The 11,181-nt window shown below is 64.5% G+C and carries 12 protein-coding genes and 1 pseudogene; 10 read left to right on the top strand and 3 right to left on the bottom strand.

Going from position 1 to position 11,181, the window contains the following annotated elements:
• Positions 1–15: 15 nt before the first annotated feature.
• Together HMPREF3036_RS12400 and HMPREF3036_RS11335 are read right to left on the bottom strand one after the other, a co-directional pair.
• Positions 16–165 (bottom strand): hypothetical protein, encoded by a 150-nt coding sequence (locus tag HMPREF3036_RS12400; protein ID WP_231853641.1) that lies wholly within the window; start codon positions 163–165, stop codon positions 16–18.
• Between the two features lie 36 nt (positions 166–201).
• Positions 202–905 (bottom strand): annotated as a pseudogene (locus HMPREF3036_RS11335) (RNA-guided endonuclease InsQ/TnpB family protein); the annotation flags it as partial.
• 301 nt (positions 906–1,206) lie between these two features.
• Here HMPREF3036_RS11335 and dcuC point away from each other — a divergent pair.
• Positions 1,207–2,469, top strand: a complete 1,263-nt coding sequence (gene dcuC / locus HMPREF3036_RS11340; protein WP_005436853.1) for a C4-dicarboxylate transporter DcuC — start codon at positions 1,207–1,209, stop codon at positions 2,467–2,469.
• A gap of 139 nt (positions 2,470–2,608) precedes the next feature.
• On the opposite strand, the gene HMPREF3036_RS11345 is transcribed toward dcuC, so the two are convergent.
• Entirely contained in the window at positions 2,609–3,820 is a 1,212-nt protein-coding gene (locus HMPREF3036_RS11345; RefSeq protein ID WP_231853642.1) for an MFS transporter, read from the bottom strand.
• 214 nt (positions 3,821–4,034) lie between these two features.
• On the opposite strand from HMPREF3036_RS11345, the gene nadE reads away from it, so the two are divergent.
• From nadE to HMPREF3036_RS11390, 9 genes are all read left to right on the top strand, one after another.
• On the top strand, positions 4,035–4,817 hold the full coding sequence (gene nadE / locus HMPREF3036_RS11350) for an NAD(+) synthase (protein WP_062334652.1): 783 nt from the start codon (positions 4,035–4,037) through the stop codon (positions 4,815–4,817).
• Entirely contained in the window at positions 4,814–6,208 is a 1,395-nt protein-coding gene (locus HMPREF3036_RS11355) for an MATE family efflux transporter (RefSeq protein WP_062334655.1), read from the top strand. Before nadE ends, HMPREF3036_RS11355 begins: the two co-directional genes overlap by 4 nt.
• A gap of 124 nt (positions 6,209–6,332) precedes the next feature.
• Complete coding sequence (locus tag HMPREF3036_RS11360) at positions 6,333–7,001, top strand: HyaD/HybD family hydrogenase maturation endopeptidase (protein WP_005436860.1); 669 nt, start codon at positions 6,333–6,335, stop codon at positions 6,999–7,001.
• 39 nt (positions 7,002–7,040) lie between these two features.
• Entirely contained in the window at positions 7,041–7,367 is a 327-nt protein-coding gene (locus HMPREF3036_RS11365; RefSeq protein ID WP_005436862.1) for a HypC/HybG/HupF family hydrogenase formation chaperone, read from the top strand.
• A gap of 3 nt (positions 7,368–7,370) precedes the next feature.
• Positions 7,371–7,829, top strand: coding sequence for a thioredoxin domain-containing protein (locus HMPREF3036_RS11370; protein WP_062334658.1), 459 nt, complete (start codon positions 7,371–7,373; stop codon positions 7,827–7,829).
• Between the two features lie 15 nt (positions 7,830–7,844).
• Positions 7,845–8,687: a hydrogenase expression/formation C-terminal domain-containing protein gene (locus tag HMPREF3036_RS11375; protein WP_082897477.1), complete on the top strand. Its 843-nt coding sequence runs from the start codon at positions 7,845–7,847 to the stop codon at positions 8,685–8,687.
• Positions 8,684–8,953, top strand: coding sequence for a rubredoxin (locus HMPREF3036_RS12540; protein WP_062334663.1), 270 nt, complete (start codon positions 8,684–8,686; stop codon positions 8,951–8,953). Before HMPREF3036_RS11375 ends, HMPREF3036_RS12540 begins: the two co-directional genes overlap by 4 nt.
• 151 nt (positions 8,954–9,104) lie before the next feature.
• Positions 9,105–10,001 (top strand): DMT family transporter, encoded by an 897-nt coding sequence (locus HMPREF3036_RS11385; RefSeq protein WP_062334666.1) that lies wholly within the window; start codon positions 9,105–9,107, stop codon positions 9,999–10,001.
• 119 nt (positions 10,002–10,120) lie between these two features.
• Complete coding sequence (locus HMPREF3036_RS11390) at positions 10,121–10,606, top strand: GNAT family N-acetyltransferase (RefSeq protein ID WP_005436872.1); 486 nt, start codon at positions 10,121–10,123, stop codon at positions 10,604–10,606.
• Positions 10,607–11,181: the final 575 nt, after the last annotated feature.

Genomic DNA, 11,181 nt, shown 5'->3' on the forward strand with positions numbered 1-11,181 from the left:
TTGAAGCCTCCGCCTTTAGGCGGGGGTTATTGACTCAAGCTTGTTGAAGAAAATCCCCCAGCCTTGATCGAGAATGGAACGGTTGAGACCGCTCTTTTGTGCAACGCGACTGCCGGGCTCCTCAACAGTTCCCTTCGCGGATGCCGTCATGTTCTTGACCTTCAAGTCCTCTCTGAAAATCTCTGCGTGGTTCTTGCAGATATTCAGCGAGACCTTTTCGATGAAATCACGACGGACATTGGCGATATGCTGATGAAGCCTTGCAATCGCGGCTTCTGTTTGCGCCAATTCTTCCCGAACTTCTGCATTCTTGCGAGCCTGCGCTGCATCCAAGCAAGCTTCTTAAGCTGCTTCTTGAGTGCGCCGCACGGCTCGAAGAACGTGCCGTCGGAAAGCGTGCAGAAACGGACGCATCCCATGTCAATGCCGACACTGTCGCCGGCATGCTTGGGAGGTTCCATTTCGTACTCGGTCTGGATGGAAACATACCATCCGTCGGCTTGTCGGGAAACCGTCACGTTCTTGGCCTTGCCTTGAATGAAGCGGCTTCGCTTGTATTTGACCCAGCCGATGCTCGGCAGATAAATCTGCCGTCGTCCTTCGTCAATCTTGAAGCCCTGCGGGAAGCGGAAGGAGTCCGTTGTCACGAACTTCTTGTGCTTCTTCGGGAAGGCCGACAGACCTTTTAAGAACTTCTGGAAGCCGCCCATCAGATCCTTCAGCGACTGTTGGAGAACCTGCGAGTGCGTTTTCTTGAGCCAGGGATTCTGCTCCTTCCAAACCAGCAGTTCGGTGCAAAGCTTCGAATAGCTGAGATGAAAGGCGGGATCCGCTGCACGACGCTCTTCGTTCCATGCAAGCCCTTGGTTGTACACCCAGCGCGTACAACCGGCGAAGCGGGACATTTTCCTGTCTTGAGCTCCGTCGGGTTTCAGTTTGAACGAAAAGCCTTGGCGAATAATCAAGCCTATATGATACTAGCGTTCATCGAAAAACCCGCGGCTTATATCTCCGCCCTGAACGGAGCTTTACGCCGCAATTTGGTAAAATCTTCGGCCTGTACACAACAGGCGGCCGCGGAGCGGTCCGGCAGAGCGGATTCCGGCATCGGAGGAGGCTCCCGGAATCACCGCGGCGGACTGCGGACATCCGACACAACCACGCTGCGCAGCGCCCGCGGGGCATGCTGCGGCAGGAGACAATCCCATGAACATTACCATCGGTCTGGCGCTTCTCGTCGTGTGCGCCACCGTCTATGCGCTCATCAAGCGCTATGAAACGCGACTCGTGCTTCTCACCGCCGGTCTGGTGATGACCCTCATCGCCATGGATCCGATGGCGGCCTTCAAGCAGTTCGATAAGTCGATGACGAACGGCTCGCTCATCATCGCAATCTGCTCGGCGCTCGGCTTTGCCGGCGTCATTTCGCTCACGGGCTGCGACCGTCACCTCGTCCGTCTCCTCACGAAGCCGCTCGGCAAGCTCGGCATCTTCCTGCTTCCGGCCTGTATCCTCGTGGGCTTCGTCGTCGCCACCGCCATTCCGTCGATGGCCGGCATGTCCGCCGCCGTTGGCCCGACGCTCATCCCGCTTCTCGTTCGCGCGGGCTTCCGTCCGGCCATGGCCGCCGCTGCCGTCGCCTCCTGCGTGATGGCCGGCTACTTCAATCCGGGCGTCTCCCACAACCCGTTCATCGCCAAGCTCGCCGGCATGGAGGTGATGGAGTTCGTGGGCGGGTACGCCAACGTGACCTTCATGGTCTGCGGCTGCCTCGTCGTCCTGATGACGGGCGTCTGCGTCGCCTACGGCGACTTCAAGAAGGGCGGTTTTGAAGACGCCGCCCAGACCGAAGAAGAACATCAGGACGAAAAGGTCAACGTGCTCTGCGCGCTTGCTCCGCTCGTTCCGGTCGCTCTGCTTCTGGGCTTCTCCTTCTACATTCCGTCCGTCAAGATCTCCGTTGCGACCGCCATGCTCATCGGCATGATGTACGCGATGCTCGTCACCCGCGCCGACCCGCAGAAGACCATCTCCAAGTTCTTCGACGGCATGGGCAAGGGCTACGGCAGCATCCTCGGCATCATCATTGCCGCCGGCGTGTTCGCCTCCGGTCTTCGCGCCACGGGCGTGATCGACCTCTTCGTCAACTACCTGACGCACGCCAATGAAGTCGCCAAGATCGGCGGTTCCGTCGGCCCGTACGTCTTCGGCGTCCTGACGGGCTCCGGCGACGCCGCCGCGTTCGCCTTCAACGAAGCCGTCACGCCTCACGCCGCCGAATTCGGCATGAAGATCGACGGTCTGGGCTACCTCGCCATGATCGCCGCCGGCCTCGGCCGCATGTCCTCTCCGCTCGCGGGCGGCCTGATCCTGCTCTCGGGCATCGCAGGCGTCTCCCCGATCGAAGTCGTCAAGCGCACGGCTCCCGCCGCCATCATCACGCTCGGCATCCTGTACTTCCTCGTCTAATTCCGGACGTCGGAACCCGCCTCATCCACGAGGCGGGACGGGGGGCTGAAAAAGGATCCGCGGTGAAACACAAGTGAAGGGCCCGCAGGCTTTCCAAAGCCTGCAGGCCCTTGCTCTTTCCATCCCCGTCATCCAGGACTCATCCATCGATTTTCGCGTCCCTGAGCGCCTTCATCCTCGAGAGCACGGTGCGGGCCGCAGCGCCCGCGTACCCGCATCCGCCTGCGGCGAAGGCCGCGAGGCACCAGATGGTGGAGCCTGCGCCGATCCAGTTGCCGAGGAGCCCGGCGAGGACGGGAAAGACCGACTTGCCGAGGTTGAGCGCCATGATGCGAAGGCCGATGGCCTCGCCGATGCGCTCGGGCGGCGAGAAGAGGTAGACGAGGGACATCATGTTGGGAAGCGACGCCCCGAGGCCGAGCCCGAGCACGAAGGCGGCGCCCATCATGGCGCCCTGGGTGGTGACGAGCGGCATGACGGCAAAGGCCGCCGTGGCGAGCAGGAGCGAGAGCACGATCATGTGCCACTCGAGCACGACCTTGAGGAGGAACGGCGTCACGAAGCGCACGATGAACGTGGCCGCCGCGAAGCTCCCGAGCACCCAGCCGATTTCGGAGGGCGTAAGCCCCACGCCCGCGGCGTAGATCGGGATGAGCAGGTTGCCGACCTCCCAGGCGATCGAGATGATGACCGAGGCGACGAGCACGGCGCGCATCGGGCCGTCGCGCAGGAAGTCCGCGGCTGACCCCTTCGTGCGTCCCGCCTCCGCCCTGACGGCGCGGGGCCTTGCCTTCATGACGATCCCGAAGGCGGGCACGAAGAGGAGCACGGAGAGAATGAGGGGCGCAACCGCGCTCCAGACGTAGACGGCCGTGTAGGAGAGTCGCTCGATCACGTAGCCCGCGACGACGGGGGCCGCAAGGTTCGAGCTCGCGGTCGTGAGCGAGAGCGCCGTGAAGGCGAAGCGGCGGTTTTTCGGCGTCGTGACGTCGCCCGTGAGGCGCTGGATCACGACGTTCGTGAGCATGAAGGACAGGCCCGTGAGGACGCAGGCGCCGAAAAGAGGCGCGATCCCGAGGTCGGATGCGGGAAGCAGGATGGCGAAGCCCGCAGCCGCCATGACGGAGAGCCGTGAGGCGAGCATCGGAGCGCGCGGACCTGAACGGTCGAGCCAGCGGCCCGCGGCGATCGCAAGGAACATGGGCCCGAACGAGATCGAGGCGAGCATGAGGCCCACCTCGAAGGACGAGGCCCCTGCATGAATGGCGTCAAGCGTCGCGGTAAAGCGCAGCGACGTGCACGCCGTGTGCATCAGAAGCGTGAAGAGAAGAAGTTTGAGGAGCGCTGCCATAGAATTGCCGCGAGGGAACATCCGCCTTAGGCGGGGGTTATTGACGTCTGCTTCAATCTTTCGCGTGTCTCTCATATTCTACTCGGGAGGATCGCCTTTCCCGACCGGGGCGGGCTTGCAAATGAGAGTCACCCTCAGGCGGGTGAGCCGCTAAAATGACGGGAGGCAGGGCGGCGCGCGGTGCGCCGTCCGCAAAAGACGTGAAAGGTGACGAATGCTCGCGAACCCTCGGCAGACGGCGGACGACCTTGCGGAATGGATCCGCAGGTATTTTGAAGAGAACGGCCCGAAGTGCAGCGCCGTGGTGGGGCTCTCGGGCGGCAAGGACTCGACCGTGACGGCCGCGCTCTGCGTGAAGGCGCTCGGCGCCGGGCGCGTCGTGGGCGTGCTCATGCCTGACGGCGTGCAGGCCGACATCGAGGATGCGAGGGAGATTGCGCGCGTGCTCGGCATCAGGATCGTCGAGGTCAACATTCATGCGGCGGTCGAGGGCCTCAGGGGCGCGCTCGAGGCTTCGCCGGGACTGCTCGAGCTGTCGGGCACGGACGGCCTCACGCGGGACGCCGCGATCAACATGCCCGCCCGCATCCGCATGACGACGCTCTATGCCGTCGGCCAGATGCTCCCGCAGGGCGGGCGCGTCGCCAACACCTGCAATCTTTCCGAGGACTGGGTCGGCTACTCGACGAAGTACGGCGACGCCGCGGGCGACTTCAGCCCGCTCTCGCACCTTCTCGTGCACGAGGTTCGCCAGATCGGCCATGCGCTCGGACTGCCCGGGTCGCTCGTCGACAAGACGCCCTCGGACGGCCTCTCGGGCTCGACCGACGAGGAGCGCCTCGGCTTCACCTATGCCGTGCTTGACCGCTACGTGCTCACGGGCGAGTGCCCCGACGAGGCAGTCAGGGCCCGCATCGACAGGCTCCACGTCCTGAACCTCCACAAGCTGCGCCTCATGCCGTCCTTCGAGCCGGCCGAAGACGCCCGCCTCGCATGACGGCGCCCGCGTCCGGCGACAAGGCCGCGAAAACCAGAGGCGAGCTCCTCACGGGACCCGTCTTCCCGATGGTCGTCAAGTTCGGCGCGCCCACCATGGTGAGCATGCTCACGCCCGCCATCTACAACCTGACGGGGGCCTACTTCGTCTCGACCCTGGGTACGACGGCTGTCGCCGCGCTCGGCATCGTCTTCTCGCTCCACATGATCCTCGCCGCCGTCGGCATCATGACGGGACAGGGCTGCGCGAGCCAGACCTCGCGCCTCCTCGGTGCGGGCGAATACGAGGCCGCGGGCTTCATCGCGGGCACGGGCATTCTCCTCTCCGTGCTGGGCGGCGTGGCGATCGGCGTGCTGGGCCTACTCTTTGACGAGCCGCTCCTCAGGGTCCTGGGCGCGACGCCCACGATCATGCCCGACGCCGTGCGCTACGCCGAGGTTCTTCTCATCGGCTCGCCCGTCGTGTGCGCGAGCTTCACCTTCAACAACTTGCTCAGAAGCGAGGGCCTTGCCGTCGTCGGCATGCGCGCGCTGCTCGCGGGCGGCATCCTCAATCTTGCGCTCACGCCCGCCTTCATCCTCGGACTGGGCTTCGGCATCGAGGGCGCGGCCTGGGCCGCCGTCCTCTCCCAGGCGGCGGGTCTGCTCATCCTCGTCAATCACTACCGCAGGAAGGCGGGGCTCCTCAGGATCATTCCGCCCACGCTCGAGCGCTTGCGCAGGCTCTCGCCCACGATTCTGCGAAACGGCATGCCGAGCCTTCTGAGAAACGCGCTCGCGGCCGTCGCGGCCTCGATCCTCAACCTCACCGCAGGCGGCTTCGGCGACGCGGCCGTGGCGGCGATGAGCATCGTGAGCCGCGTGCTCATGACGGTCAACGCCGTGATGGTGGGCCTCGGCCAGGGCTACCAGCCCGTGGCGGGCTTCAACTGGGGCGCGGGCAACTACGCGCGCGTCAAGAAGGCGCTCGTCTCGACCATCGTCGCGGGCACCGCCTTCACGACGGCGGCTGCGATTCCGGGCTTCATCTTTTCGGAGAGCATCGTCTCGGTGTTCGCGGGCGGAGACACCGAGGTGATGGAGACGGGCACGACGGCCATGCGCTGGGCGTTCGCGGGCTTCCCCTTCATCGCCGTCTCGATGATCGCCAACATGACCTATCAGGTCCTCGGCCGCCCCAAGGCCGCGTCCTTCCTCTCGAGCCTCAGGCAGGGCTGGTGCTTCCTGCCGCTCATCCTCACGCTCCCGGGATGGTTCGGCCTCACGGGCCTGTGCGCCTCCCAGCCTCTCGCTGAGGTGCTTGCAACCCTCGTGAGCCTCAGGTGGATTCGAGCCATCGTGCTCGAGGCCGACGACCTCACGGCGAAGAAGAACGCCTCGCGCAAGGCCTGAAAACCCTGCCGAACGTCGCGCGGCCTCTCCTCCATAGTGCGTAGTGGATTCGCTACGCCTGACTGATGCCGACCGAGGCGTGCTGGTCTATATTAAAGGGCAGGACAATCAACGGGGGGCATTCATGGCGCTTGACGTACTAGACGACCGATGCGAAGTGCTCGTGCTCGGCATCGGCAACATCCTCTGGGCCGACGAGGGGTTCGGGCCTCGCTGCGTCGAACACTTTCACAGGCTCTATGAGGACAGGCCTGAGGTGCGCGTCGAGGACGGCGGCACGCTGGGCTTTTATCTGATGAACCTCATCACGTCCGCGCGCCGCATCCTCGTCTTCGACTGCTGCGACTTCCACGAGGAGCCCGGCACGATGATGGTGCTGCGCGACGACGACGTCGAGCCATGGCTCACCACCAAGATCTCCCCGCATCAGACGGGATTCTCCGAACTGCTCGCCACTGCGGCCCTGATGGGCCGCGCCCCCGAGAGCCTGGTCGTCGTGGGTGTTCAGCCCGAAAGGCTCGACGACTACGGCGGAAGCCTTTCCGACACGCTCAGGAACCTGCTTGACGAGGCGGTCGAGCTCGGTCGTGCCGAAGTGGCGCGCTGGGGCTTTGATCTTGCCCGCCGTCCCGAAGGGGCCGAAGTCGCGCCGCTCATGGCCGCCTGCGTGGAGGAGGCGCCCTATGAGGAAGGCCGTCCCTGCGAGGCCGAGGCCTGCCGCATCGGCGACGAGCGCTTCCTCGTGAGGCCCGCGGGCGTACACGTCGAGGATCCGTCCTTCGAGAGAAAATGAGGCCTCCCGCAGGAGGCCCGCATAAAAAGGAGGCATGGCATGTGCATTGCCGTTCCCATGCGGATCGTTGAGGCCGAGGGCCTCTCGGCCGTTGCAAGGCGCGAGGGCGCGCCCGACCTGAAGGTCGACACGTCGCTCGTGGGCGAACTCGCGCCGGGCGACTGGGTGCTCGTCTTTCGCGAGAGCGTCATCCGCACCGTGAGCGAAGAGGAGGCCGAAAGGATCGGTCGAGCGCTCGCGTGCGTCTCCGCCGTGATGGCGGGTGACGAATCGGCGGCGGCCGAGGCCGCCGGCTTTGAGGACTTGACGGGCGAGCCTCGGCTCCCGCCGCATCTGCAGGCGCTCGTCGGAAAGAAAGGAGCCTGATCCATGGCAAAACCCAAGCCGCCCGTCGAGGCCGTCGTCGACACGGCCGTTCATCCGCTCTTTGCGCGCCTGCGCGAAGAGGCGGGCTTTGCGGAATTCTCGGGCGCCACGCTCGAGACGATGCTCGAAGCGCCCGGCCTCAAGATGGTCCTCTTTGCGGAGGATCCGAACCTGAGGCGCGAGACGCTCGACATCGCCGTGATCGGCCCCGAGCTCAGGAAGGCGCTCGGCGCCGCCGTCGCCTCGGGCTGGTACACGGCCGTCTCCGAGGGCAGGGCCCTCGGCGCACGCTACGGCATCCGCAAGTTTCCCGCCGTCGCGCTCTTCAGGGGCGCGGAGTACCTCGGCGCCGCCGAGGGACTGATGGGCTGGGACGAATACATTCAGGCGCTCGTCGAGATCGGGGCCCGTGAGAAGGGCCCTTCGCGCACGATTGCGATCCTGCAGAAAACGGAAGATTGAGTTAGGAGATCCCCCATGTCCAGTCTGACTTTGGACGGCGCCGGCCGATGGGCCGAGGTGCCGCAGCTCCCGCCCGAGGTAGAGCGCGCAGCCGCGCGGGCGCTCGTTGACTTTCTGCGCGAGGTCGAGAAGGCCGTGCTCGAGGCGAAGGCCGCCGGGCCCGAAGTCCTCGAGGAGCTTCACCGCGTCTGGGACTTCAGGAGCTTCGACCGCGCCTGGCTGCCCTTCATCCTGCCGATGCTCGGCAGCGGTGAGGTGCGCATCACGCTCCACGACGGGCTCGCCCGCATGGAGGAAACGGGCATTCCCGCCCTCTGGCGCCTGCAGATGGGCGGCCACGACTCCTTCATTCTCGGACGCATCCCGCGCTGCGTGTGGCTTGCCGCCCGGGGCGGCGAAGAGACGGTCGGCACGATCGTCAACAATGGCTCTGACGTCTTCGCGGCTCCCGCGATTCTGGAGGAGCTGCGCGCCGCACAGCAGAAGATCGACTGGTCGAGGCTCCCCGAGAGCCCCGCCCACATGGTCGAACTCACCAAGCAGCCGCTCTCGCCGGGCGACTCCCGCGCGATTCTCTCCACGCTCGGCACGGGTGACATCCGGGCCGAGATCACGGGCTTTGCGAAAAGCACGATCAACCGCACGGGCGTGCGCGGCATCTGGCACACGAAGATGCTCAACAATGCGGGCAAGCCGCTCCTTGACGCCTACGTCTGCGCGGTGATCCCGCCCGAGGTGGCCTCGCCCTGCGAGGCCTTCGACGACACCGTCGAGCGCTGCCGCGAGATGGTCGACTGGGTCGAAAAGGACCTCGAGCGCGGCGCCATCGGCGGAGAACCCGTGGAGGAGGCCCGATGAACGACAATGAAGTGAGCGATGACGTCCTCCCGACGAACCTTTCAGGCTCGGACGTGAGCGACGGTCTCGACCGCCTGATGCGCGCACGCATCACGCCGGAGATGCACATGCAGTGCAAGGTGTGTTGGTTCGTCTACGATCCCGAAGAGGGGCTTCCCGAATTCGGCATTGAGCCGGGCACTCCCTTCAACGATCTCCCCGAGGACTGGACCTGCCCCGAGTGCGGCCATCCCAAGGCGAGCTTCATTCCGGCAGAAGGCTTCTGACGGGCGCTGCAGGGAAGAGGCGCATCATCAAGACTCATCGGGCGTCGCTGACAAGGCGGCGCCCGATGCCTTTTCTGCGTTGTCGCGAGCTCCCGTTCCGTCTGATAAGATAACGAAACAGGCTGGAAAACCACGCAGCTTTCATTTTTTTATGCCAGTCGACCGTTCCAACCTCACGGGCGTCGCGCTAGTCCTCCTCGCAGGCATTCTGTGGGGCGCGATGGGCACGTCCGTGCAGTATCTCTTTTCCTCGGGCGCCTTCGAGACGCCGCTTGAGCTCGTAACGCTGCGCCAGCTCTGCGCAGGCTCGCTCTTCGTGCTCGTCATGAGCCTCGTGCGCCCGCGGGCGATCTGGAGGCTCTGGACCGACCGCCGGATGGTGATCGACGCCGCCGTGAGCGGCGCGCTCCTCTTCGGCGCGCACAATGCGTTCTTCGAGTCCATCTACTATTCGAACGCAGGCACGGGCGCGATCCTGCTCGTGACCGTTCCGCTCTGGTGCGGACTCTGGAGCGCGATCGTGAACCGAAGCCCCGTGCCGCGGCTTGAGATCGCGTGCTTCCTGCTCGCTGCCGCAGGCGTCTCCCTCATCGTGACCGACGGCGACTTCTCCGGGCTTGTCTTCTCGCCGATGGCGATCGTCTGGGGACTCGTTTCGTCCATCATGGCCGCCGCCTACAACATCCAGTCCAAGCGCCTCGTCGCCCGCGCGGGCGTTGTGCCCGCGCTTGCGTGGGGTCTGGTCTTCGGCGGCGTCTGGGCGTCCGTCTTCTGCAATCCGCTCTCGATTTCGGCCGAATGGACCGCGGCGTCCGCAGGCGCCTTCGCCTTTCTCGTTCTATTCGGCACGATGTTTGCCTTCTGGAGCTTTCTCGCGGGCCTGAGGCACGTCTCGCCCGTGGTGGCGGGGCTGCTCAACAGCGCCGAGCCGCTTGCGGGCTATTTCTTCTCGATGCTCTTTCTGGGCGACGTGCTCGGCTTCTGGCAGACCGCGGGCATCGCGCTTGTCATCGCCAACGTGGCGCTCCTGGCCTTCAGGAAGAATTGAGCGAATGCTTTGTCAACTCAACTTCATGAGATGGGCCGCCATCGTCATGCGCACCGGATGGGAAAAGGCCTGCAGGCTCCTATAATATGGCGCGTACGAAACACTCTGAGGAAAATCCCATGCTGACCGTCCGCCCCGCCGCGATGAGCGACCTTGACGCCATGACCGACATCGAAGCGCAGTCCTTCCCGCCCGAGGAGAAGGCCACGCGCGAGAGCTTCGAGGCTCGCATGAAGGTCTTTCCCGAGTGCTTCATGCTTCTGTGCGAGGACGGCCGTCCCGTTGGTCTCATCGACGGCATGGTGACGAACGACGCGACGATCTCCGATCCGATGTTCGAGAACGCCTCCCTGCACGACCCGAAGGGCGCCTGGCAGTCGATTTTCGGCTTCTGCGTGCTTCCTGAAATGCGCGGCAGGGGCGCCGCGCCCCTGCTGATGCGCGCCTTCATCGAGAAGGCGAGGGCCGAGGGCCGCCGCGGCCTCATCCTCACCTGCAAGGAAAGGCTCATCCATTATTACGAACAGTTCGGCTTCGTCAACATGGGCGTCTCCGCTTCCGAACACGGCGGCGCCGTCTGGTACGACATGACGCTCGAATTCTGACGGCCTCCTGCTGGTCAATAACCCCTGTCTGAAGACAGAGGTTCCCGCGCCGAATTTCTATGAATCCTGAGCCCGCGGCGCACCTTCGGACGTGATGAGTGCAAATGAGGGTTTTTGAGGGGGAGTTCGAGCCAAAAGACGCTTGACGAAAGCTTCGTGCGGGCGTACCATAGTATCAACCGCAGGACACTAGGTCCCGGTTTTCAAGAGTCCGGCTCCCCATCGCCGGCATCCCGGAAGGTACCGTAAGACCTTCCCACGATAGAGCCCCGTCGGCATTGCCTCGGGGCTCTTCCATTTTGGCTCATTTTGTGCGTGATGAATGCAGATGAGTGCGAATGCGGGTATTTCCTGCCGTCTAGCTTGCGAAATCGTGCGTGTTGAGGCTTGACGGGAAGGGCTCGCGGGCGTACCATAATATCAACCGCAGGACGCAAGGTCCCGGTTTTTCAAAGTCCGGCCGCCCATCGCCGGCATCCCGGAAGGACAGCAACGCCTTCCCACGATAGAGCCCCGTCGGCATTCGCCTCGGGGCTCTTCTCTTGTGTGCTCGGCATGGGCACGTTCTAACGGGT

It is taken from the genome of Sutterella sp. KLE1602 (assembly GCF_001578585.1).
Classification (GTDB): Bacteria; Pseudomonadota; Gammaproteobacteria; order Burkholderiales; family Burkholderiaceae_F; genus Sutterella; species Sutterella wadsworthensis_A.

What these genes read in the sequence shown, in the direction of transcription:
- HMPREF3036_RS11375 (WP_082897477.1), top strand. Translation starts at nt 7,845, where the DNA reads ATGTCCAGTCTGACTTTGGACGGCGCCGGCCGATGGGCCGAGGTGCCG.
- HMPREF3036_RS11390 (WP_005436872.1), top strand. Translation starts at nt 10,121, where the DNA reads ATGCTGACCGTCCGCCCCGCCGCGATGAGCGACCTTGACGCCATGACC.
- HMPREF3036_RS11370 (WP_062334658.1), top strand. Translation starts at nt 7,371, where the DNA reads ATGGCAAAACCCAAGCCGCCCGTCGAGGCCGTCGTCGACACGGCCGTT.
- nadE (WP_062334652.1), top strand. Translation starts at nt 4,035, where the DNA reads ATGCTCGCGAACCCTCGGCAGACGGCGGACGACCTTGCGGAATGGATC.
- HMPREF3036_RS12540 (WP_062334663.1), top strand. Translation starts at nt 8,684, where the DNA reads ATGAACGACAATGAAGTGAGCGATGACGTCCTCCCGACGAACCTTTCA.
- HMPREF3036_RS11345 (WP_231853642.1), bottom strand. Translation starts at nt 3,820, where the DNA reads ATGGCAGCGCTCCTCAAACTTCTTCTCTTCACGCTTCTGATGCACACG.
- HMPREF3036_RS11365 (WP_005436862.1), top strand. Translation starts at nt 7,041, where the DNA reads ATGTGCATTGCCGTTCCCATGCGGATCGTTGAGGCCGAGGGCCTCTCG.
- HMPREF3036_RS11385 (WP_062334666.1), top strand. Translation starts at nt 9,105, where the DNA reads ATGCCAGTCGACCGTTCCAACCTCACGGGCGTCGCGCTAGTCCTCCTC.
- dcuC (WP_005436853.1), top strand. Translation starts at nt 1,207, where the DNA reads ATGAACATTACCATCGGTCTGGCGCTTCTCGTCGTGTGCGCCACCGTC.
- HMPREF3036_RS11360 (WP_005436860.1), top strand. Translation starts at nt 6,333, where the DNA reads ATGGCGCTTGACGTACTAGACGACCGATGCGAAGTGCTCGTGCTCGGC.
- HMPREF3036_RS11355 (WP_062334655.1), top strand. Translation starts at nt 4,814, where the DNA reads ATGACGGCGCCCGCGTCCGGCGACAAGGCCGCGAAAACCAGAGGCGAG.